Origin of the sequence: Isoalcanivorax indicus (assembly GCF_003259185.1) — a bacterium.
GTDB classification, from domain to species: domain Bacteria; phylum Pseudomonadota; class Gammaproteobacteria; order Pseudomonadales; family Alcanivoracaceae; genus Isoalcanivorax; species Isoalcanivorax indicus.
Map to the genome: position 1 here is coordinate 1,890,765 of NZ_QGMP01000001.1, position 21,315 is coordinate 1,912,079.

At 62.9% G+C, this 21,315-nt stretch carries 23 protein-coding genes; 8 read left to right on the forward strand and 15 right to left on the reverse strand.

Annotated features, from left to right (window positions below; translation table 11 throughout):
- Positions 1-87: 87 nt before the first annotated feature.
- From DKW65_RS08590 to DKW65_RS08615, 6 genes are all read right to left on the reverse strand, one after another.
- Positions 88-378: a sll1863 family stress response protein gene (locus tag DKW65_RS08590; protein WP_111656858.1), complete on the reverse strand. Its 291-nt coding sequence runs from the start codon at positions 376-378 to the stop codon at positions 88-90.
- A gap of 82 nt (positions 379-460) precedes the next feature.
- Positions 461-766, reverse strand: a complete 306-nt coding sequence (locus DKW65_RS08595) for a hypothetical protein (protein WP_111656859.1) — start codon at positions 764-766, stop codon at positions 461-463.
- Positions 726-1,292: a hypothetical protein gene (locus DKW65_RS08600; RefSeq protein WP_111656860.1), complete on the reverse strand. Its 567-nt coding sequence runs from the start codon at positions 1,290-1,292 to the stop codon at positions 726-728. The genes DKW65_RS08595 and DKW65_RS08600 overlap by 41 nt, the downstream gene beginning before the upstream one ends.
- Before the next feature lie 10 nt (positions 1,293-1,302).
- Positions 1,303-1,587 (reverse strand): ElaB/YgaM/YqjD family protein, encoded by a 285-nt coding sequence (locus tag DKW65_RS08605; RefSeq protein WP_111656861.1) that lies wholly within the window; start codon positions 1,585-1,587, stop codon positions 1,303-1,305.
- Positions 1,588-1,739: 152 nt separating this feature from the next.
- Positions 1,740-2,918, reverse strand: a complete 1,179-nt coding sequence (locus tag DKW65_RS08610) for a vWA domain-containing protein (RefSeq protein ID WP_111656862.1) — start codon at positions 2,916-2,918, stop codon at positions 1,740-1,742.
- Between the two features lie 5 nt (positions 2,919-2,923).
- On the reverse strand, positions 2,924-3,766 hold the full coding sequence (locus DKW65_RS08615) for an AAA family ATPase (RefSeq protein ID WP_111656863.1): 843 nt from the start codon (positions 3,764-3,766) through the stop codon (positions 2,924-2,926).
- 161 nt (positions 3,767-3,927) lie between these two features.
- On the opposite strand from DKW65_RS08615, the gene DKW65_RS08620 reads away from it, so the two are divergent.
- On the forward strand, positions 3,928-4,650 hold the full coding sequence (locus DKW65_RS08620; protein WP_111656864.1) for a 16S rRNA (uracil(1498)-N(3))-methyltransferase: 723 nt from the start codon (positions 3,928-3,930) through the stop codon (positions 4,648-4,650).
- Between the two features lie 311 nt (positions 4,651-4,961).
- The gene (locus tag DKW65_RS08625) at positions 4,962-5,984 is read left to right on the forward strand and encodes an OmpA family protein (RefSeq protein ID WP_111656865.1); all 1,023 of its coding nucleotides are present in this window, start codon (positions 4,962-4,964) and stop codon (positions 5,982-5,984) included.
- 57 nt (positions 5,985-6,041) lie between these two features.
- Here the strand turns inward: DKW65_RS08625 and rluB are convergent, their stop codons facing one another.
- From rluB to DKW65_RS08655, 6 genes are all read right to left on the reverse strand, one after another.
- On the reverse strand, positions 6,042-6,884 hold the full coding sequence (rluB, locus tag DKW65_RS08630; protein ID WP_111656866.1) for a 23S rRNA pseudouridine(2605) synthase RluB: 843 nt from the start codon (positions 6,882-6,884) through the stop codon (positions 6,042-6,044).
- Entirely contained in the window at positions 6,877-7,704 is an 828-nt protein-coding gene (scpB, locus tag DKW65_RS08635; protein ID WP_111656867.1) for an SMC-Scp complex subunit ScpB, read from the reverse strand. Before scpB ends, rluB begins: the two co-directional genes overlap by 8 nt.
- A gap of 7 nt (positions 7,705-7,711) precedes the next feature.
- The gene (locus DKW65_RS08640) at positions 7,712-8,647 is read right to left on the reverse strand and encodes a segregation and condensation protein A (RefSeq protein ID WP_342767592.1); all 936 of its coding nucleotides are present in this window, start codon (positions 8,645-8,647) and stop codon (positions 7,712-7,714) included.
- Between the two features lie 12 nt (positions 8,648-8,659).
- Entirely contained in the window at positions 8,660-9,874 is a 1,215-nt protein-coding gene (locus DKW65_RS08645) for a tryptophan--tRNA ligase (RefSeq protein WP_111656868.1), read from the reverse strand.
- Between the two features lie 80 nt (positions 9,875-9,954).
- On the reverse strand, positions 9,955-10,578 hold the full coding sequence (locus DKW65_RS08650) for an L-threonylcarbamoyladenylate synthase (RefSeq protein WP_111656869.1): 624 nt from the start codon (positions 10,576-10,578) through the stop codon (positions 9,955-9,957).
- Between the two features lie 67 nt (positions 10,579-10,645).
- Positions 10,646-11,503, reverse strand: a complete 858-nt coding sequence (locus DKW65_RS08655) for a PHP domain-containing protein (RefSeq protein WP_111656870.1) — start codon at positions 11,501-11,503, stop codon at positions 10,646-10,648.
- 146 nt (positions 11,504-11,649) lie between these two features.
- Here DKW65_RS08655 and DKW65_RS08660 point away from each other — a divergent pair, with 146 nt between their 5' ends.
- From DKW65_RS08660 to DKW65_RS08670, 3 genes are all read left to right on the forward strand, one after another.
- The gene (locus tag DKW65_RS08660) at positions 11,650-12,291 is read left to right on the forward strand and encodes an inner membrane-spanning protein YciB (protein WP_111656871.1); all 642 of its coding nucleotides are present in this window, start codon (positions 11,650-11,652) and stop codon (positions 12,289-12,291) included.
- A gap of 8 nt (positions 12,292-12,299) precedes the next feature.
- A complete protein-coding gene (locus DKW65_RS08665) occupies positions 12,300-12,599 on the forward strand; it encodes a YciI family protein (protein WP_111656872.1) in 300 nt (99 codons plus the stop codon).
- Between the two features lie 83 nt (positions 12,600-12,682).
- A complete protein-coding gene (locus DKW65_RS08670) occupies positions 12,683-13,357 on the forward strand; it encodes a TIGR04211 family SH3 domain-containing protein (protein WP_111656873.1) in 675 nt (224 codons plus the stop codon).
- A gap of 4 nt (positions 13,358-13,361) precedes the next feature.
- Here the strand turns inward: DKW65_RS08670 and DKW65_RS08675 are convergent, their stop codons facing one another.
- Both DKW65_RS08675 and DKW65_RS08680 read right to left on the reverse strand, forming a co-directional pair.
- Positions 13,362-14,456 carry a hypothetical protein gene (locus DKW65_RS08675; protein WP_162925777.1) on the reverse strand — a complete coding sequence of 365 codons (1,095 nt, stop codon included), beginning with the start codon at positions 14,454-14,456 and terminating at the stop codon, positions 13,362-13,364.
- Positions 14,457-14,667: 211 nt separating this feature from the next.
- Positions 14,668-15,849 (reverse strand): CaiB/BaiF CoA transferase family protein, encoded by a 1,182-nt coding sequence (locus tag DKW65_RS08680; RefSeq protein WP_111656875.1) that lies wholly within the window; start codon positions 15,847-15,849, stop codon positions 14,668-14,670.
- Between the two features lie 213 nt (positions 15,850-16,062).
- Between DKW65_RS08680 and DKW65_RS08685 the strand changes: the two genes are divergently transcribed.
- From DKW65_RS08685 to DKW65_RS08695, 3 genes are all read left to right on the forward strand, one after another.
- Positions 16,063-16,953: an acyltransferase gene (locus tag DKW65_RS08685; protein ID WP_111656876.1), complete on the forward strand. Its 891-nt coding sequence runs from the start codon at positions 16,063-16,065 to the stop codon at positions 16,951-16,953.
- Entirely contained in the window at positions 16,908-17,855 is a 948-nt protein-coding gene (locus DKW65_RS08690) for a DUF4124 domain-containing protein (protein ID WP_162925778.1), read from the forward strand. Before DKW65_RS08685 ends, DKW65_RS08690 begins: the two co-directional genes overlap by 46 nt.
- A gap of 98 nt (positions 17,856-17,953) precedes the next feature.
- Complete coding sequence (locus tag DKW65_RS08695) at positions 17,954-20,641, forward strand: DUF349 domain-containing protein (RefSeq protein WP_111656878.1); 2,688 nt, start codon at positions 17,954-17,956, stop codon at positions 20,639-20,641.
- A gap of 28 nt (positions 20,642-20,669) precedes the next feature.
- Here DKW65_RS08695 and DKW65_RS08700 read toward each other — a convergent pair whose 3' ends face one another.
- On the reverse strand, positions 20,670-21,314 hold the full coding sequence (locus tag DKW65_RS08700; RefSeq protein WP_111656879.1) for a DUF924 family protein: 645 nt from the start codon (positions 21,312-21,314) through the stop codon (positions 20,670-20,672).
- Position 21,315 lies beyond the last annotated feature (1 nt).

The window sequence follows — 21,315 nt, forward strand, 5'->3', positions numbered from 1 at the left end:
GACAACTGTCCATATGGACAGTGTCCGACATAAAAAAAGCGCACCCTGAGGTGCGCCGTGGTGATGCCGTTGCAAGATGACCGGCGGTCAGCCGAACAGCTTGCTTTTCATGTCGCGGATGCCTTCGGAGACCGAATCCCACGTCTCATCCATCTGCCGCTTGAGATCGTCCCAGGTGTCGTCCGCGCTGTTGCGCGCCTTGTCCATGCGACTGCTCAGATCCTGGCGTTTTTCCTTGAGATCCAGCTTGCGCTTTTCCCACTGGTGGCGCAGGTCCTCGTTGGCCTGACGGGCCTTGATTTCCATCTTGTCGATCTCGTTATCCCACTCGCTCAGCTTGTCCTTGAGCTTGTCGATATATTCCTGACGGGATGCCATGTCTCAACCTCCTGTTAATGAGTGAACGTTTACAGCCTAACCGTCTGAACCCGCTGCTCAAGCAAACAGCCGTTAAATGACGTTAAAGCTGCTCCGAGGATGTCGGGGCGCCCGCAGGGGCGCCCGCAGGGGCATCTGAAGGCGGGCGGTACACGCGCCGGTCCCCGGCCACCATCTCCGCGAAGGCCCGGGCGATCTGTTCGAACTGGATCATCCCCGCCAGCGTGGCACTCGCTTCCTGGAACACGTGTCGTCGCGGCATCAGACGTTCAAAGCCAAAACCTGCCAGAAAGGCCACCGGCAACCACTTCGGCCGGGCAATATGGGGGTACCAGCGCCGGTGTGTATCAACCAGGCGGGCGTGCAGGATCGTCCGGCGATCCGTCACCCTCTGGCGTAGCGCCTGCACCTGACGATGCTCCCTGTGCTGCTTCATCAACATCGCTGTTCTCCCGAGGCAATGTCATACGTAAAGCCGCCAGGGCACGGACGGCCTCGCGGCTGCCGGCAAAGCGCATGTCTGCCGTCAATCGCCGGATCCAGAGCCAGGCCAGACCGGTAGCCACCAGCAGAAAACACACCATCGCCAGTCCGGCCATCAGCGGTGTGAGCCTGCCCGCATCCACCAGTGCCCAGGCGGTGCTGCCACCGATCACCATCAGCGTGCCCGCCAGCAGCAACCCGGTCATGGCGGCCAGCATGATGATGGTCAGTAACGTCGTCAGAAAAAGGCGCAGCTCGGCCTTGAGCAGCACCAGCGTATCGCGGGCGAGCGCCGAAGCGTCACCACCAATGTGGCGAAGATCATCCAGTGCGGCGAACGGGTCCCCGCCCCCCGCGCTGGCCTCTTCCTCAGGCCATGGCGCCCCGGCGTTCTGTTCTGCTTTGCCATGCGCCTGTTCAGAAGGCGTCATTCGACGCCCCTCAACGGCGAGTCAGCGCAGAGAACAAGGTCCCCGCTGCAAAAGCCAGGCCCAAAGCCGTCATCGGGTTCTCGCGAACATAACCCGTGACATTATTGAGTATCTGCTCGGAACGACTGCGGGCATAGTCACCTGTTTCGCGCAGCCGCGCCGCCGCATCGGCAGCTTCCTGGCGCAGCTTTTCTTCTGCAGGGGCGGCGCGTGAGGCGGCGGTATCCACCGCGCCATGAAGAGACTGGGCGACCTTGTCAGTGGTCTGGTGTTGGGTCGAGTTTCCTTTGGCCATGATCTGTTACCTCCTTTCAACGATGCACGGTTGGCAAGACGCCGTAGCGCCTTGACACCATACAAACATACTCCTTCCCGACGAAAAAAGGCAGGCACGCAGAAAGCGCGTAAAAGGCCGTAAAAAGGTGTAACGCCAATCAGCCTCAGGGGTCAGCGACTGAGGTAACGCATGGCCTCTTCCAGGCCCTTGATAGTCAATGGATACATATGGTTATCCACCAGCTGGCGAGTCCACACCGTCGAGGTGGTCATATCCCAGCTGCGCTGCGGCTCGGGGTTGAGCCAGACCACCTTGTCGTAGGTCTCCACGATGCGCTGCATCCAGACGGCACCCGGCTCATCGTTCCAGTGCTCCACGCTGCCGCCCACAGAGTTGATTTCGTAGGGGCTCATGGCCGCATCGCCGATGAAGATCACCCGGTAGTCCGAGGCGTACTTGTGCAGCACATCCCAGGTGGCCGTCTTTTCGTCCCAGCGACGACGGTTGTCCTTCCACACATATTCATAGATGAAGTTATGGAAATAGAAATATTCCATGTGCTTGAACTCGGTGCGCGCCGCCGAGAACAGCTCTTCACAGATGCGGATGTACGGGTCCATGGAGCCGCCGATATCGAAGAACAGCAGCACCTTGACCCGGTTCTCCTCTTCCGGGCGCATGCGGATATCCAGCAGACCGGCGTTGCGCGCCGTGGAGCGGATGGTGTCATCCAGATCCAGCTCTTCCGCACGGCCGGTGCGGGCGAACTTGCGCAGCCGGCGCAGCGCCAGCTTGATGTTGCGAACACCCAGCTCCACCGAATCATCCAGATTACGGTACTCGCGTTTCTCCCAGACCTTGACGGCACGCTTGTTGCGCGACGGCCCGGTAATGCGAATACCCTCCGGATTGGCACCGTGCCCGCCATAAGGCGAGGTGCCGCCGGTGCCGATCATCTTGTTGCCACCCTGATGACGCTTGTGCTGTTCCTCCATGCGCTTGCGGAACTCTTCCAGCAGCTTTTCCAGGCTGCCCATGCGCTGCAAGGCATTCAGCTCTTCGGGGGACAGGTTCTTCTCGATCTGTTTGCGCAGCCACTCTTCGGGGATAGCCTTGGAGAACCAGTCAGGGTCGATGCTGTCCAGACCCTTGAAATAATGGTCAAAGGCACGGTCGAAGCGATCGTAGTATTTCTCATCCTTGACCATGACCGCGCGCGACAGCAGATAGAAGTCATCCACACTGCCGAAGGCCAGATGAGCACCCATGGCATTATGCAGATCCAGCAGTTCGCGCAGGGTCACAGGCACCCGGTGCTCGCGCAGTGTCTCGAAGAAACGAACCAGCACAGCAATCAGCCCTCGCGGCGGGACATGAACGCCAGCCGCTCCAGCAGTTGCACATCCGCCTCGTTCTTGACCAGCGCCCCGTAAAGCGGCGGGATCGCTTTCTTGGTGTCACGGTTCTTGAGGATGTCCTCGGGGATATCATCGGCCAGCAGCAGTTTCAGCCAATCGATCAGCTCGGAGGTGGACGGCTTCTTCTTCAGACCAGGCACCTTGCGCAGGTCGAAGAATATCTCCATGGCTTCCTTCACCAGGCTCTGCTTGATGCCGGGGTAATGCACGTCGATGATCTGCATCATCGTCGCCGCATCAGGGAAGTTGATGTAGTGGAAGAAGCAGCGGCGCAGGAAGGCATCCGGCAGTTCCTTCTCATTGTTCGAAGTGATGATCACGATCGGGCGGCGCACCGCCTTGACCAACTGCTGGGTCTCATAGACATAGAATTCCATGCGGTCGAGTTCCTGCAACAGGTCGTTGGGGAACTCGATGTCCGCCTTGTCGATCTCGTCGATCAGGAGCACCACCTGTTCGTCAGCCTCGAACGCCTCCCAGAGCTTGCCCTTCTTGATGTAGTTACCCACATCCTCGACGCCCTCGGAGCCCAGCTGCGAGTCACGCAGGCGCGACACGGCGTCATACTCGTACAGCCCCTGCTGGGCCTTGGTGGTGGATTTGATGTTCCAGCTCAGCAACCGCAGACCCAGCGATGCCGCCACCTGCTCGGCCAGCAATGTCTTGCCGGTACCGGGCTCCCCCTTGATCAGCAGCGGCCGCTGCAAGGCAATGGCCGCATTGACAGCCATGCGCAGGTCGTCGGTGGCTACGTACTGGTCGGTCCCCTGAAACTGCATCGGTCGATCTCCACTGCGGAATTAAGCCAGCGCCCTACTCTAGCAAGCGGCGGGGCCATGGCAAGGTGAAATCCGGTCAGGGAACTGAGCAGTCAGGTCACCCCGGCGGAAAACCCGCGGGTACTGCCGCCTGCGCGCCGCCTGTGGGATAATCCCGCGCCATGAACCTGCTGCTTCTGACCCCACAAGACCGCCGCGAAGATGGTCACTGGCAGATTGCCGACCGTCGGGCCCACCATGTCCGCACCGTCCTGGGGCTGACACCCGGCGCTACCCTGCGCGCCGGTCTGCTCGATGACGGGCTGGGCCATGCTCACCTGGTCAGCGACGACGGCCGCAACATGGTGCTGGCCTTCAACGCGAGCATGCCACCACCACCGCCACTCCCCCTGACGCTGATCCTGGCGTTACCCCGCCCGAAGATGTTGCGCCGCATCCTCATCGATGCCAGTTCACTGGGCGTGAAGCGAATCGTTCTGCTGAACAGCTACAAGGTGGACAAGAGCTACTGGCGAACACCGGAACTCGGCATGCCCTTACTGGAAGAAAAACTGCGCCTCGGACTCGAACAGGCGGGCGACACCGTCATGCCCTCGCTGTGGTTGCGTGATCGCTTCAAGCCTTTCATCGAAGATGAACTGCCGACCTTGTGCGAAGGCAGCCAGAAGTTGCTGGCCCACCCGGCACCGGGACAGACACAAACACCTCCTGGCGATTGCACCGTCGCCACCACCCTCGCGATCGGCCCCGAGGGTGGCTGGACACCTTACGAAGCATCGCGATTTCTTGACGCAGAATTTACGCCCTGCACACTCGGGCAACGCATCCTGCGTGTAGAAACGGCGGTGCCCGCGCTCATCGCACGAATCATGCGCCTGCCCTGAAAAAAAAGGCGAATGTAATATTCTGTTTTGTTTCTCTCCGCCACCTGTACCGTTCGCCATCAAGCGCAGACAATGTCTTCAAGGCATCGCCGTCGAGCTTTGCCCGGCGGTGCGCCGGCAGTACGAGGGTACGGCGATGGCAAGAACAGGCTGATGACAAAGAATTAGTTTTTTAATGACTCTTTATTATTAGCCGTTACGAAAATCATACCGCGCACCTACGGATTGAACATGAGCCTCGGGTGCATACTACAGCGGTGCCAACATCGTCGGCACCAGGGACCAATTCAGGCTACGATCAAGGAGCAGACATGAAAGCGAAGCTGTTATCCGTTGCGGCGCTTCCGATACTTTCCCTTCCCGCACTGGCTGTAGCCAGCGGCAACATGCCGGACAGCTACGGTTATATCGGTGGGCGAGCGAGCTACAACTTCTTTTACGAGAACAGTGTGTACCTGCGCGATCAGGATGGCCTGGAGAACGACACCTTCTTCGGCGGCCAGGTTGGCTGGCGCTTCAGCCCGGCATGGTCTGTTCAGGCCACCTACGAGCAGGCGGACAGCCGACTGGAAAGCAAGTATGACTCGGGCGCTCGCGTCAACTCCGAGACCTATTTTGCCAGCCTTCGTCACCACTTCCACAACACCAGCATCCTCGGTTTCGAGCCCTATGCCGGCATCAATGCCGGTGAGCTGGATATCCGTCCGACCGCTGGCTCGGCCGGTGACCGCGAGAAGGATTTCATGGCCGGTGTGGAGCTGGGCGTACAACGCGCACTGATCCAGGACCGACTGGCGCTGGACCTGGGCACGCGCCATGCCTACAGCCACGACAACTATTTCACCTACGGCCAGGTGTATGCCGGTCTGAACCTGATGTTCGGTGCACGCACCCAGCGCGCTGCCGAACCGGCGCCAGAACCGACACCGCGTGCAGAACCGACACCGCCGCCGCAGCCGCAGGTCACGCGCCGTCAGGTCGAGGAAACGCACACCGCCAACTTCGACTTTGATGACGCCAGCATCAGCGATGCCAACCGTGCAGAACTGGTCGAGGCCGCGCGCTTCATGCGCCAGCACCCGCAGACCCGCGTTACGCTGGAAGGCCACACCTGCACCATGGGGCCGGAAGAGTACAACCAGCGTCTGTCCGAGCGCCGGGCCGAGAACGCCAAGCGCCTGCTGGTTGACCAGGAAGGCATTGCGGAAAACCGGGTAGAGGTTGTCGGCAAGGGTGAACACGAGCCTGTTGCAGATAACAGTACTCGCGAAGGCCGTGCGCAAAACCGTCGTGTCGAAGCCATCATCACAGGCACGATCGAGGAGCGCCGCTGATCCTGGCGCGCTCAACAATAAAAGCCCGGCATTGCCGGGCTTTTTTTATGCGCCTTGTCAGCGCCGATACGGATTCCGGCGAGGCTTCCGCGGCGGTTTGTCACCGCTGCGCTGGGTGCGCAGCCGGGCACGACCATAAAGCCCGGTGTACTGCTTGCCTTTCAGATCCACGCGAGCCGTAAGGGCCTCGAACTGTTCCGGCGGCAACTCCATCCAGCGCCCCTGGCGCAACTGGGGTGGCAGAGGAATATCGCCGAAGCGAATCCGGATCAGCCGCGCCACTTCCAGCTCCTGGGATTCCAGCAACCGGCGCACTTCCCGGTACTTGCCGCCGACCAGTGACACCTTGTACCAGTGATTGGCACCCTCTTCTGCGCCGCCTGCATCGCTGATGCTCTTGAACCGGGAGATGCCATCTTCCAGCATCACCCCGTCCAGCATCGCCTTGCGTTTTTCCGGCGTCAGCTCACCGCGAACGCGCACCGCGTACTCGCGAACAAAGCCGTTCGACGGGTGCATCAGGCGATGCGCCAGTTCGCCATCGGTGGTGAACAGCAGCAGCCCGGATGTGTTGATATCCAGACGTCCCACCTGCACCCAGCGCATACCCTTGAGACGCGGCAGGTTGTCAAACACCGTCGGACGCCCTTCCGGGTCGTTACGCGAGCACACTTCTCCCGACGGCTTGTGATACATGATGACCCGGCTCACTATCTCTTCCGGGGCCTGAGTACGAATGATATGCCCGTCCACGCGGATAGTATCCTCTGCTTCGGCGCGATCGCCGAGGGTGGCAATGCGACCGTTGACCGACACACGGCCATCGCTGATCCAGGTTTCCAGCTCACGCCGTGAACCCAGCCCGGCTCGCGCCAGGACTTTCTGAAGTTTTTCACTCATCGTCTTCGTTTTCGGCTCCAGCGGTGGAGGGAACCTCCGTCGCTTCAATGGCCTCCCTGGGAGACGCAGGCTTGCGACGGTACTGGGCATCAAACTCCGCCAGCACCGCGTCCACCTTGTCCATGTCCATCAATGTGGACTCGTCGATTTCCGGTTCAGCATCGGCCGGGAGCATACCCAGACCGCCCTGCTGCGGCGCTTCTTCAGCGCCGCCGTGTTGCACTCCTTCCGCACTGTCGTCCAGCGCCGCTTCACGCGGGCGATCATCCAGTGCCAGTTCTTCATTCAGCTTGTCCAGATCCTTGATCTCGGCCAGTGACGGCAGATCCTCCAGACTCTTCAGATCGAAGTAGTCGAGAAACTGCCGGGTGGTCGCGTACATGGCCGGTCGGCCCGGCACATCGCGATGTCCCACCACCCGCGCCCAGCCCCGTTCAAGCAGCGTGCGCACGATCTGGCTGCTTACGGCCACGCCGCGAATCTCTTCGATCTCGCCACGCGTGATGGGCTGCCGATAGGCCATGAGTGCCAGCGTTTCCAGAATGGCACGGCTGTAACGCGGCGCCTTTTCCTGCCACAGGCGGCTGACCCAGGGGCCCATTTCCTTGCGCACCTGAAAACGGAAACCGGATGCCACTTCGCGCAATTCGATACCCCGCCCGGCATAGCTCTCGGCCAGGTCATCCAGCACCTTGCCCAGCGTGGCCTTGTCTGGCCGCTCTGCCTCATCAAAGAGCATCAACATGGCATCCCGGTCCAGCGGACCTTCCGATGCAAAAATCGCGCCTTCGACAATGTTTCTGATCTGTTCCGCGTCCACCTGTGTCTTATCCTTCCTGTATCAGGTCATCAGCGTCGTCATTCTCTTCGAGGATCACGGTACGCGCCTTGACATGGATCGGGGTAAACGGCTGATTCTGGATCAGCTCAATCAGGGATTCCTTGACCAGCTCCAGCACCGCCAGAAACGTCACCACCACCCCGGCACGCCCTTCCTCGATCGGGAAAAGGGCCACAAACGGCACGAATTCCCGACCGCGCAGCCGCTCCAGCACATTCGCCATGCGCTCCCGGGTCGACAGCTTCTCGCGCGAGATATGGTGGCTCTCGAACATGTCCGCCCGGTGCAGCACATCCTTGAAGGCCAGCAGCAACTCACGCAGGTCGACATCCGGCTCCGGGCGCTGGCGGCTGAACTCCGGGCGCTTCGCGGCGGCCAGGAACACATCGCGCTCCAGTCGCGGCAAGGCATCGATGTCTTCGGCGGCCTTCTTGAAGCGCTCGTACTCCTGCAGGCGCCGGATAAGCTCGGCTCTGGGGTCCTCGCCATCCTCGTCGCCTTCGGCTTCCGGGCGCGGCAGCAGGCTGCGCGACTTGATCTCGCCAAGCAGGGCCGCCATCACCAGATATTCTGCCGCCAGCTCGAAATTCAAGGCCTTCATCAGTTCCACGTACTGCATGTACTGAGCGGTAATCTGGGCCACCGGGATATCCAGGATATCCAGGTTCTGGCGCTTGATCAGGTACAGCAGCAGATCCAGCGGGCCTTCGAAGGCTTCGAGAAACACCTCCAGCGCGTCCGGCGGGATATACAGGTCATCGGGCAGCTTGGTGATGGCCTGGCCATACATCAGGCCAAACGGCATCTCGTTCTGCTTCGGATTGAGGGCATCAGCGGCACCGGCACCGGTCTGCACCGGTGTCTCCTGCTGTACTTTCTCCTGTACCTTCTGCTGCAGTCCGGCGTCCGCTGTGTCGTCCATCTTGCCTGGCTCCTAGCGGTAATTAAGGCCCATGGCGCTACGCACCTCTTCCAGCGTGGCGCGGGCTGCCTCGCGAGCTTCCTCGCACCCTTCCGAAACAATGGTACGCACCAGATCGGGATTACGCATGTGTTCCTCGGCCCGGCGCCGGATCGGCTCCAGCTCCGCCTGCACGGCATCGATCACCGGCTTCTTGCAATCCAGACAGCCGATACCTGCACTGGTGCAGCCTTCCTGAACCCAGGCGCAGGTGGCCTCATCGGAATAGACCTTGTGGAATTCCCACACCGGGCACTTCTCCGGCGTTCCTGGATCGTCCCGGCGGACACGGGCCGGGTCGGTGGGCATGCGGCGGATCTTCTGCTCCAGCTCATCCGGGTCCTCGCGCAGGCTGATGGTGTTGCCGTAGGACTTGGACATCTTCTGTCCGTCCAGCCCGGGCATCTTCGATGCCGGCGTCAACAGCGCCTGAGGCTCCGGCAGGATGACCTTGCCGCCCCCTTCCAGGTCACCCAGCAACCGTTCGCGATCGCCCAGGGTGATGTTCTGCTGGTCCATGACCAGGGCGCGGGCCGTTTCCAGTGCGCTTTCATCGCCCTGCTCCTGATAGCGGCGCCGGTTGTCCGCATAGATGCGCGCCTGCTTCTTGCCCATCTTGCGAATCGCCGCCTCGACCGCTTCCTCGAAGCCGGGCTCACGCCCGTACAGGTGGTTGAAGCGCCGCGCGACCTCGCGCGTGATCTCCACATGGGCCACCTGGTCGGCCCCCACCGGCACCATACCGGCACGGTACATCAGAATGTCCGCAGACTGCAGCAACGGATAGCCCAGGAAGCCATAGGTGGCCAGGTCTTTCTCCTTGAGCTTTTCCTGCTGGTCCTTGTAGGTCGGCACCCGCTCCAGCCAACCCAGCGGCGTCATCATCGACAGCAGCAGATGCAGCTCGGCATGCTCCGGCACGCGCGACTGGATGAACAGGGTCGAGGAGCCAGGATTGACACCAGCCGCCAGCCAGTCGATCACCATGTCCCAGACCGCTTGCTCGATCTTCTGCGGGTTCTCGTACTCAGTGGTCAGGGCATGCCAGTCCGCCACAAAGAAGAAGCACTCGAATTCATGCTGCAGACGCACCCAGTTCTTCAGCACGCCATGATAGTGACCCAGATGCAGGCGCCCAGTAGGGCGCATGCCGGACAGAACGCGCTGGGAAGAAACCGCAGAACTCAAAACAGACTCCTGGAAAGACTGGCAGGTGAAGGGCGGCAGTATACCGGCTCAGGGGACCTGTGTTCCACGCTTGATAGCGCTCAGAAAATGCCTTCGAGGCTGCCAGCCCCTTCACGCACCACTTCAGGGCCGTCCCCCTCTGCCAGGGAAATCACCGTGGTTTCGGTAAGACCGCAGAAGCCGCCATCAATGATCAGGTCAACACGACCTTCCAGCACGTTGCGCACATCCACCGGATCGGTCAGCGGGTATTCGTCCCCCGGCAACAACAGGGTCGAGGTCATGATCGGCTCGCCATGCTCGGCCAGCAGACCCTGGCAGATGGCATGTTCCGGCACGCGGATGCCAATGGTGCGCTTCTTCGGATGCATCAGTCGACGCGGCACCTCTCCGGTCCCCTTGAGAATCCAGGTATAGGCACCGGGGGTATGCGCCTTGAGCAATCGGTAATCCGGATTTTCCACCTTGGCATAGGTGGCCAGCACCGACAGGTCCGCACACAACAGGGTGAACTGGTGCTTGTCATCCAGGCGACGCAACTGGATAAGCCTGTCCAGCGCCGCCTTCTCCCCGATACCACAGCCCAACGCATAGGTCGTATCCGTGGGATAGGCAATCAGCCCACCGGCACGCAGCACCTCGACCGCCTGACGCAGCAGACGCGGTTGCGGTGTTTCCGGATGGATATGCAGTATCAGGGTCATGCGGTCGCCCGAGGCTCATGGGAGTGCGGCGGCCATTGTAGGGGCCAGACGCCGCCCCGGCCAGCCTTCAGGCCGCCAGGGCCGCATCGGGCCGGAACAACTCGGCCACCGGGCGGGCGCCCTCGGGCAGCGCAGGCAGGCGGCCCAGAGTGAGCCATTTCTGCGCCGGGGTGTGGAAATCCGAACCGCCCGAGGCGTGCAGCGGGAAATCCCGCAGGCATTCGCGCAGCAGGGCCTGCTGGACGTCATTGAGGCGCGGCATGGCGACTTCCAGCGCCTGCCCACCGGCGTCACAGAAATCCGTCAACAGCTGCCGCAGCTTGCGCCGGGTCAGCCCGTAACGCACCGGGTGCGCCACCACCGCAACCCCCCCGGCCGCCCGCAACACCGCCACGGCCTCGGCCATGTCGACCCAGGGCGTGCTGACATAGGCTGACTGGCCCGCCTTGAGATAGCGATTGAAGGCATGTTCCTCATCGCGCACCTTGCCCGCAGCCACCAGCATGCGCGCGAACCAGGGGCGCCCCGGGGCATCGGTGTCCGCCAGCGCCGCCGCCCGGTCGTAGCTGCCCGCCAGACCGGCCGCCTTGTCCAGCCGCTTGCCGATCATTTCGGCGCGGCGTACCCGCGCCTCCTGCTGCGAGGCCACCAGACCCACCAGCCCGGCATCCGCAGTGTCCATGCCCAGCCCGACGATGTGCAGTTCGCGCCGGGACCAGGAGGCCGACACCTCGATGCCCGGCAGCAGGCTGATACCGTGCACCTGTGCAGCCCGGGCGGCCTCCGGCAGCCCGGCCAGGGTGTCATGGTCGGTCAGCGCCAGCTGCTGCACACCGGCGGCAGCGGCAGCATCGACCAGTGCGGTCGGGCTCAGGGTGCCGTCCGAGGCCGTGCTGTGGCAGTGATAATCGTAGATGACAGACAAGCGTCTCTCCGAGCTGGCTTTCCGGGCAGGTTTCGCGCAGCGTACCCCAGCCCCGGCGACTCCGCCAGCAGCCTGTGCCAGCCGCAGCAGTGGCTGTAGCGCATGCCGCCCCCTATACTATCCGGCTCTTGCGGACTGGAGCCGGCATGAAAAAGGTCTTCGATTACCTGCCAGTGGTGGTGTTTTTCGCGCTCTACTTCCTGAGTGGCCGCGACATCTACCTGGCCACCTGGGGCATCCTCATTGCCTGTCTGGTTCAGGTCAGCGCCGGCTGGCTGATCTGGCGCAAGGTCGAGCGCATGCACCTGCTGGTGTTCGTGGTCACCGTGATCTTCGGCGGCCTGACCCTGCTGCTGCGCGACGATGTCTTTATCAAATGGCGCCCCACCGTCATCTATGGCCTGCTCGCCATGGTGCTGCTCGGTGGCCAGTTCCTGCGTGAACGCATCCTGCTGCAGCGCATGTGTGAAGCCATGATGATCACCGGTCTGGGCCATATCGTGCCGCTGAGCCGGCGCCACTGGACCATACTGAACTTCGCCTTCGTGCTGTACTTCAGCTTCCTCGGCGTACTGAATATCTATGTGGCCTACCAGTTCAGCACCGACTTCTGGGTCAACTTCAAACTGATCGGCTTTACGGCCCTCAATTTCGTCTTCTACATCAGCCTGTTCGGCTACGTTTACACCCTGTTGCCGGAAGAAGAGCGGAACCGCCTGTTCCGCGAAAGCGGCGCCAGCAAGGGCGACAACACAGACGCTCAGGCGAACCCCGAAGACAAAGGATAACTGCACCTATGTTCTACGCGATCATCAGCGAAGACGTTCCCGACAGCCTGGCCCTGCGCAAGCAGGCGCGGCCGGACCACCTGGCCCGGCTGGAGGCCCTGCGCGACGCCGGACGGCTGCTGCTGGCCGGCCCGCATCCGGCGGAAGACTGCGAAGACCCCGGCGAGGCAGGCTTTACCGGGTCCCTCGTGGTGGCAGAATTCGACTCGCTCGAGGCCGCCCGGGCCTGGGCGGACGCCGACCCCTACATGACAGCGGGGGTCTACCGCGCGGTGACAGTGAAACCATTTCGTAAAGTTCTGCCCTGATGTGATGCCGGTCACAACTCTGCAAAAGCGCCTTTCCCTACACTGCGCCCGCACTCAAACATGATTACGGAGAGAAGATTCCGATGCGTCACCTTGCGCTTTGTCTGCTTGCCCTGCTGATCCTCGGCATCACCACACCTCAGGCCGCCCAGGCCAGCACCGGCTGGATCGGCGACACCCTGTTCGTACCGGTACGGGCTGGCGCCGGCAACGGCTTCCGCATTGTCCATCGTGGCCTGCGCACTGGCACCCGGGTTGAAATCCTGGAATGGGAACAAGGCGCAGAATGGGCCCAGATTCGCACCGGCGATACCGAGGGCTGGGTTGAAACCCAGTACCTGAGCCGTTCGCCCATCGCCCAGGTGCGTCTGGAGCAGGCACAGCAGAATGCCCAGCGCATGGAACAGCAACTGGCCACCGCACGGGAAGAGCTGGCCAGCGTGACCCGTGAGCGGGACCAACTGGCCGGGCGCGCTCGCGAACTTGACCAGAGCCTGAACGCTCGGGGGGAAGAACTGGAGAAGTTGCAGGAAGTGGCCGCCGATCCGATGCGTCTTGATCGGGCCAACCGTCAGCTCAATGAGGAAATCAGCCTGCTGCGTACCGAACTTGACCAGGTGCGCGCCGAGAACAGCCAGTTGCGTAACGACCAGACCTTCAAGGGCTGGATGTTTGCCCTGCTGACCATCTTCGGCGGCATGCTGCTGGGCTGGTACTTCAAATCACGCAGTGGGCGCCAGCGCAACAGCTGGGTCTGACGCCTCAGAGAATCCCGAACAGGGTCTCGACCCGTAACACGACCCCCGTGGCCGTGCGGTAGCCTGTCTCCCGCGGCCACAGCAGGTACGGCTCGATCTCGTAGTAGAACCAGGGCCGCCAGGTGTTGCGGCGATAGGTCACCCCGGCCCGGTAGTTTTCCACCTTCGGGTCCGGGCGGGTAAATCCCTCGACACTGACCAGATAACGCATGGCTGACCGCCGCGTCAGCTCGCGGCCGACCACCGCGCTTTGCTGCCAGAACCAGCCTTCCCCCTCGTCGATCAGTTCGTTACTGATTTCCGCGTAGCTGGTCAGACGAAACAGCGTATGGCTGTCCAGTGGCCGGTCGAAATCGAACACGCTGCGTGAACGAAAGCCACGTGTGTCACGCCAGTCCACCGTTTCCGTGAGACGAAACGACCAGTTCTCCGAAATCGGTTTCTGATACCGGTAGCGCGCTCGCCAGAACGCCTTGAAGTTGGAACGCAGGCCGATGTCCATGTCCAGGTCCATGTCATCCGCCGTGCGCAATACCCAGTTCACGCCAGCGCGAAAGGTGTTGTCCTCCCGCTGACCGGTAGTCTCCGGCGAGCCGGGCAAGCCGGCATTGTCATCCTCGAAGTCCCGCTCACTGGCAAACACCAGACTCAGTCGCCGCTCCAGCCCGGGCAGGTGCGCACGCACGCGAAAACGCACATCACTGTCGCGCTCACCGTCGTCCTGCAGCAACTGGGCGGCCACCACCCGCACCGAGGTGCCGGAGCTGCTGCGGCTCTGATCGTCGGGGTCGCCAAAGACACCATCCAGCCATTGGGTGGGCCAGCACAGGCCACGGGAAAACGCGTAATGGGTGCGATCGACCCAACGCAGTTCGTCAACCGACCAGGGGTCACAATCATCAGGAACACGGTAGGCCTGCCCGGTTTTCTCATCCACCTCCAGCACGATGCTGCCGTCGGCTTCTTCCTGCCAGCCTTCCGGGTCGAACAGGGGGGTGTCGTCAACCGGTTCGTCATCCTCCTCGTCCGGGCCTGGATCCCAGAGCATGACGTCACTGTCCAGAGGCTCCTTGTTGCCCTCCAGGGCAGAAGCCGGCACGCACAGCCACCACAACGCCAGGCACCACAGCAGTCGCCGCACCGGGCGCGGCCGTTGTATGGCTGCCGATGTCCTGCGCCCGCACTGCACGCTTCCTGCGCCCGGTCTGATATGAGCTACTGCCACAGCCACCTACTCGCCCTGCCTTGGACGAGCATAGCCCCGCCCATGGAGGCAGGACCAGCAGCGGATTGCAAAATCTGGCCATGGGTCAGAGAATTGCGCCGGATTTCCGCAACGCAGCAATGTCCTCTTCACTGAAGCCCTGCGCTGTCAGCACCTCGGCGGTATGCACGCCCAGCCGCGTGCCGGCAAACCGGTATTCCGGCTTCGACACCGAAAAGCGCATCGGTGACGCCACCTGACGCTGGGTTCGGCCCTCGCCCATCGGCACATCCACCAGCATCTCGCGCGCCTTGAGCTGGGGATGCTCGCAGGCCTCGGACAGGCTCAGCACCGGCTCCACGCAGGCATCAATGGCCGCAAAGATATCCAGCCACTCACTGTAGTCCTTCTGCTTCATCGCCTCGGCGATGCCGGCCTTCACCTCGGCCACGATCTCCGGCGCCATGGCCAGCCCCTTGCCCGCCAGATCGGGGCGCCCGATGGCCTGGCAGAACTGCATGAAGAACTGCGGCTCGATGCCCGCGACAGAGAACCAGCGTCCGTCCCGGGTTTCGTAGCAATCGTAGAAGGAACCGCCGTTGAGCTGGGTGCGCTCCAGCTGCGGATCTTCGCCACCCACCAGCGCCGGAGGCGCCGTCAGGGCATGCAGGCTGAAGGCCGCGTCCGTCATGGAGATATCGATATGCTGACCTTCACCGGTGGCCTGGCGGTGGATGACCGCCGCCAGGATGGCCATCACCGCATGGCAGGAGCCACCTGCCACATCGGCCACCTGAAACGCCATCGGCGCCGGGCCACTGTCGCGCCGACCGTTGTAGCCGGTCATGCCGGCGATCGACAGGTAGTTCAGGTCATGCCCGGCCCGATCCCGGTAGGGGCCGGTCTGGCCGTAGCCGGTGATCGAGCAGTAGATCAGCCCGGGATTGATCGCCCGCAACGCCTCATAGCCCACGCCCAGCCGGTCCATGACCCCGGGACGGAACTGCTCGACCACGATGTCGTAATCCTGCACCAGACGACGGATGACCTCGACGCCTTCGGCCTTCTTCAGGTCTACCGCCACCGAACGCTTGGAGCGGTTCAGGTAGCCGTGCACCGCAGAGACGCCCTCGTCCATCGGCGGCAACATGCGCACCATGTCGGGCCGGGTCGGTGATTCCACCCGCAGCACATCCGCGCCCAGGTCGGCCAGCACCAGCGTGCCGAAGGGTCCGGGCAGCAAGGCGCTGAAATCAAGGACTTTGAGGGTAGAAAGTGGACCAGCCATGGGGGATGCCTCTGCAAGTGATCAAGCGGAAAACTGCCGGCGAGCATAGAAAGCCGCCAGGCCCGCGCCAATGACGCCAATGTTCAAAAAACCTGACCGGAAACACCAGCGGCCAGCCTGTTGACCCGGGCGCCACCCTGCGCCGTCGTGAATGGTCGCCAGACGCCCGCTTTTCCGCTAGGATGGCGCCCCTCTGAATTACTATACAAGTGTATGAATATTATCCATCACCTGCGCGCTGTACTGGCCCTCACCCTGATCGCCGTGAATACGCTGATCCTGGCCATCCCCCTGTACCTGCTGACCCTGGTCAAGCTGGCCATTCGTCGCGAGGGCCTCCAGGTCACCCTGTCGCGCTGGCTGGTGCGCATTGCCGAGCTGTGGATGTCGGTGAACAATACGGTGATCGCCCTGATCAGCCGCCCCCGCTTTCATGTCGAAGGCACCGAGTCCCTGCGTTACGACGACTGGTATCTGGCCACCAGCAATCACCAGTCCTGGGCCGATATCCTGATCATGCAGAAGGTGTTCAACCGCCGGGTGCCGATTCTCAAGTTCTTCCTCAAGCAGGAACTGCTCAAGGTGCCGGTGCTGGGCCACGCCTGGTGGGCACTGGATTTCCCCTTCATGAAGCGCCATACCCGCGAGGAAATCGAGAAAAACCCGAGCCTCAAGGGCAAGGACCTGGAAACCACCCGCAAGGCCTGCGAGAAATTTGCCTACTTCCCCACCTCGGTGATGAACTTCTTCGAGGGCACACGCTTCACCCCGGCCAAGCATGACCAGCAGCAATCGCCCTACAAGTATCTGCTCAAACCGAAAGCCGGCGGCACCGCCTTCACCCTCGGCGCCATGGGCGGGAAATTGAAAACCCTGCTGGATGTGACCATTATCTATCCCAAGGATGCACCGCGATCGCTGAATGCCTTCCTCGGCGGCGCCATTCGTGACATCCAGGTGGTAGTGCAGATACGGGATATCCCCGCCTGGACTGCCGAGGGGGACTACGAAAACGACCCGGCCTTCCGGGCCCGTTTCCAGCAATGGATTTCCGAACTGTGGGCCGAAAAGGACGCACTGTTACAGGCTCGTCTGGATACCTGAGCAGCGCTCTGGCGCTGCTGTGGCTGCTGGCGCCGCTGACGGCGCCCGCCAGCGCCCTGTACCGCTGGCAGGATCACGACGGCCGCTGGCATTTTTCTGACCGCGCCCCCGATCATGACCTGGTGGAAGACCTGTCCGAGCGCTACCGCCAGCCGGACGCTCCGGATATCCGTATCGAGACCCGCGATTACACCCTGTCCCCGGCACTGCGCCAGCGCCTTGAGCTGTCCATCACCCGTATCTTCACCATCTACCGCCAGGCCCTGAGCGTTACGCCGCCCACCGACACCCCTTTCGACATACTGCTTTACGGCGACGCCGAGGCCTATCGTGCCTATGCCCGCGCCACCGCGCCGCAACTGGAAAACCCTGCCGGCTTCTTCAACGGCCAGACCCGCCGTATCACGGCACTCGCCCTGCCTGATCACGATGCCCTGCTGCGCCTGATCACGCACGAGTGTTCCCACGCCATCTCTGCCACCCAGGGCGGCTATGTGCCGATCTGGCTGAATGAGGGGCTGGCCGAATACTTTTCCCAACTGCAGCTCTACGGCATGACCGCCGAGGTCCCGGTGGCCGATCACTGGCTGCGCCAGCTGCGCCGCCAGCCGCTTGCCGCCGATACCCTGCGGCGCACCGTGGACGCCCCGCCCAAAGACTGGCAAGCCGCAGCGGGCTCGGGCCACAGCTACGCCGTCAGCTGGTCACTGGTCTGGTTCCTGATGGACAGCCCGGAGGGTCGCGAGCTGCTGCGCACCCTGCTGGCCCGCGTGGCCGACGACCCACGCCCGTTGCTGCACAGCGTGGAACTCATCGACGCGCACTGGCCCGGCGGCTTCAACGCCCTCGAACAGGCCTGGCGGCAATGGCTGCCGCGCGCCAGCGGTCGGCATCGGTACTAGCCTTATTGTGGTGGAGTGCTGCGCTGGGGCTTATTACCTGAGCGGCTTATGATTATGATGGGCGCCCAGGCACACAGTAAGCGCACAAGGGGACATGCATGCTCGGCAAACTGTTCAAACCGCGCTGGCAACACGCCAATGCAGAACATCGCCTGCGCGCCATCAATGAACTGGCGCCGGACGATCCGCAACGCACACAGATACTCAGTACCCTTGCCCGCGGCGACAGTGCCGCCGAGGTGCGCGCCGCAGCGGCGGGCCACATCACCGACTTCAGGTTTCTTGATCAACTGGTGCATCAGGACCCGGACAACCGCGTGCGCGACGCCGCCGCCACCCGCATCAACCAGCTGCTGGCCGGGCTGGCCAGCGACGGCCCCAGTCTGGATAACCGGCTGCGGCTGGTCCGCCTGACCGACAACCCGGCGGCATTGGCGTTCGTTGCCCGTCACAGCCCGGACAGCATCTGCCGACTGGCCGCCATCGCCCGCACGCAGGACAGCGCCCTGCTGCTGGACCTCGCCGTGCACGGCGAAGACGCCGCCATGCGCATCGCCGCTGCGGAACGACTCACCGACGAAGACAGCCTGCGTCTGTTGCTGCGCGACGGCAGAGACAAGAAGGTACTGCAACATGCGCGCGAACAACTGCGTCATTACCAGCAGGCCCGTGATGCCGCACAAGCCCGCCGCCAGGCACGCAGCAATGTGATCGCCGAGCTCACCCAGCATGCTACCCGTGTCCCGGACGCGCTCTACGCGGCACGACTGACGCAACTGTGCCAGCAATGGCAGACCGTGACCGAAGACGCCGACAGCCATGAACAGCAAGCCTTCGATAGTGCCCGCACCCGTTGCCAGGCGGTTATCGATGACCTGCAACGCGCCCGTGATGAGCAGGCGCGACTGACCGCCGCGCGCAGCGAACAGGAGGCCGCGCTGGCCCAGCTCGAACAGCTGCAAGACGCCCTGGATATCGACATGCTGCCGGAGCAGACCGGCAGCCTGCGTGCCCTGCTGGATACGCAGCAACGCCGCTGGGAAGAAGCCGTCGCCGTGGTGGAACCTGATGCGACCCGGAGCGCCCGCTTCCAGACCTTGCTCGACGACTGGCGTCAGGCGTTGCAGCAACTGCACACCTACCAGAACGCCGAGGACGCCCTGAATCGACTGACGGCGCTGTTGCAAACCCCGGACGACGGCGCAGCCTCAAACGACGACTCGTCCGAGCGCGAAACCCTCGCCGCCCAGGCCCGTGCGCTGGATGCCGACTGGCCGTCGATGCTGCCCAGACCAGCCCTGCTGACCCAGGTCATGGCGTTGCTGACGCCAAAGCGCCCGCCCCCCGAGGCAGCGCCCCGCAAGGCCAGCGGCAAGACGGCGCGCAGCGCCGAACAGGACTCCCTGGACGCCCTGCTGGGCGCGCTGCAACGCGAACTGCGCCAGCGCAACCTGCGCCATGCCAACCGGCTGTGCCACAAGGCCGAAGCCCTGCTGGCCGAGCATCCCGATGCCAGCCGTGCAGCGCGGCTGGAGAAACTGCGCCCGCAACTGGACGAATTGCGTGACTGGCATGCCTTCGCGGCCGAACCGAAAAAGCAGGCGCTGTGCGAACGCATGGACACCCTGTGTGCCGCGCCGCTGGACCCGGAAGAGCAGGCCAGCGCCATCCAGGCCCTGCACGATGAATGGCGCAGCCTGATGTCTTCGGACCAGGACAGTGACCAGCACCTGTGGGATCGCTTCAAGGCGTCATCCGATCGCGCCTACGAACCTTGCCGCGCGCATTTTCGTGAACAGGATGCCGAACGCCAGGCCAACCTGCAGAAACGCGAGGCCCTGTGCGATCAGTTGCAAACCCTGCTGGACAACCAGGACTGGGACAAGGCCGACTACCCCGCCTTGCTCGATATTCGCCGCAAGGCGCCGGAAGAATTCCGCGCATTGCAGCCGGTGCGCTTTACCGACGCACGGGAGGCAGGCCGACGCTTCAGCAACCTGCTGAAACGTTTTTCCGATCAGTTGCAGCGCGTCAGCGATACCCATGCCGCCATCCTGGAACAACTGGCCAGCGAGGCGGAAGCCTTGCTGGAGCAGGACGACCTGCGCCGCGCCACGGACGAGGCCAAAGCCCTGCAGCAGCGCTGGAAAAATGCGGGCTGGGTGATGCCGCAGCAGTACCGAGGCCTGCACAAGCGATTCCGCAAGGCCTGTGATGCTCTGTTTAACCGTCAGAAGGAACTCCGCCAGGCGCAACGTGCCGACGAGGTCCAGGAGCGCGAGGCCGCTCGCGAGGCCCTGACCCGGCTGTCGGGTCTTGCCAACGACCACGACACCCGCCACGACGCAGACACTCTGAAGACCGCACTGCGGGAACTCGAAGCTGTCGCCATCCCGCGCCGCGACAATGCCCTGCAGCAACAACGCCAGGCACTGGCCACGCAACTGCGTGAACAACTCGCCGCCCAACCACGCCGGGCACTGGTGGAACAGTTACTGTCCGATATTGATGCGGCGCCGGATGCCGGCGAGGCGTGCAACGCGCAGCGTACCCTGGCCGTCGCCCTGGAGGTGAGCGCAGACGTGCCCAGCCCCGACGATGCACGCGAAGAAAGGATGCGCTGGCAGCTGGAACAATTACCGAAAGCCATGAAGCAGCAACAGACCCCGGATCGCCTGAAGGCCTGTGCCGAACACCTTGCCGCACAGCGCCCTCTGCTCGGCAGCGGCCTGGCGCCGGGCATTCGTCAACGGCTGCGCAGCGCCGTGCAGGCCTGCGTCCGCTAGGCCCCCCCGTCCGGCAGGCGGGCCCGCGCTATTGTCCGTAGCGCGGGCCTTTTTCGAGAAAGGCCAGCTCGGCCGCCGTACTCTCCCGCCCCAACACCGCATTGCGGTAAGGAAAGCGGCCGAACCGTTCGATGATGTCGGCATGCTCGCGTGCGAAGCGAATATTGCTCGCCAGCTTTTCCCTGATGGCCTCAGGTGCCTCGGCCCGGGCGCGCTCGAAGCAGTCGATGCCGCGCTGTTGCAGATCCAGGTCTTCCGCGTGCATCAACGGCATGTAGAAAAACACCCGCCCGGCCCACGGCAACCCCTTGTCCATGCCGATGGCCAGCCCCTCATTGACCAGCGTCACAGCACGGTGATCGCCGGCGAAGGCCTGTGCCGTACCGCGATACACATTGCGTGCGAACTGATCCAGCAACAGGATCAATGCCAGTCGCGAAAGCGGTTTGCTTTCCCAGTCCACCAGCTCACTGCAAAGCGCAGCGTCCACCAGACCACCGAACTGTTCCGTGATCTCCGCATCCAGGGCAGCGCCGCCAGCGAACCAGCGTTGCTCGAAGAACGGCGCGGGCCACGCGCTTTTCGTATCCTCGCTCTTCATATCCTCGCCGAACCAGAATGCCAGCACCGGTTGCCACAGGGGTTTGACCTCAAACCCGGACGTCTCGAACATC

Excerpts from the sequence above, each read along its gene's own strand:
- DKW65_RS08590 (WP_111656858.1), bottom strand. The coding sequence starts at position 378 with ATGGCATCCCGTCAGGAATATATCGACAAGCTCAAGGACAAGCTGAGC.
- DKW65_RS08600 (WP_111656860.1), bottom strand. The coding sequence starts at position 1,292 with ATGACGCCTTCTGAACAGGCGCATGGCAAAGCAGAACAGAACGCCGGG.
- DKW65_RS08605 (WP_111656861.1), bottom strand. The coding sequence starts at position 1,587 with ATGGCCAAAGGAAACTCGACCCAACACCAGACCACTGACAAGGTCGCC.
- DKW65_RS08615 (WP_111656863.1), bottom strand. The coding sequence starts at position 3,766 with ATGCAGTTTCAGGGGACCGACCAGTACGTAGCCACCGACGACCTGCGC.
- DKW65_RS08620 (WP_111656864.1), top strand. The coding sequence starts at position 3,928 with ATGAACCTGCTGCTTCTGACCCCACAAGACCGCCGCGAAGATGGTCAC.
- DKW65_RS08625 (WP_111656865.1), top strand. The coding sequence starts at position 4,962 with ATGAAAGCGAAGCTGTTATCCGTTGCGGCGCTTCCGATACTTTCCCTT.
- rluB (WP_111656866.1), bottom strand. The coding sequence starts at position 6,884 with ATGAGTGAAAAACTTCAGAAAGTCCTGGCGCGAGCCGGGCTGGGTTCA.
- DKW65_RS08640 (WP_342767592.1), bottom strand. The coding sequence starts at position 8,647 with ATGGACGACACAGCGGACGCCGGACTGCAGCAGAAGGTACAGGAGAAA.
- DKW65_RS08650 (WP_111656869.1), bottom strand. The coding sequence starts at position 10,578 with ATGACCCTGATACTGCATATCCATCCGGAAACACCGCAACCGCGTCTG.
- DKW65_RS08660 (WP_111656871.1), top strand. The coding sequence starts at position 11,650 with ATGAAAAAGGTCTTCGATTACCTGCCAGTGGTGGTGTTTTTCGCGCTC.
- DKW65_RS08665 (WP_111656872.1), top strand. The coding sequence starts at position 12,300 with ATGTTCTACGCGATCATCAGCGAAGACGTTCCCGACAGCCTGGCCCTG.
- DKW65_RS08670 (WP_111656873.1), top strand. The coding sequence starts at position 12,683 with ATGCGTCACCTTGCGCTTTGTCTGCTTGCCCTGCTGATCCTCGGCATC.
- DKW65_RS08680 (WP_111656875.1), bottom strand. The coding sequence starts at position 15,849 with ATGGCTGGTCCACTTTCTACCCTCAAAGTCCTTGATTTCAGCGCCTTG.
- DKW65_RS08685 (WP_111656876.1), top strand. The coding sequence starts at position 16,063 with ATGAATATTATCCATCACCTGCGCGCTGTACTGGCCCTCACCCTGATC.
- DKW65_RS08695 (WP_111656878.1), top strand. The coding sequence starts at position 17,954 with ATGCTCGGCAAACTGTTCAAACCGCGCTGGCAACACGCCAATGCAGAA.
- DKW65_RS08700 (WP_111656879.1), bottom strand. The coding sequence starts at position 21,314 with ATGTTCGAGACGTCCGGGTTTGAGGTCAAACCCCTGTGGCAACCGGTG.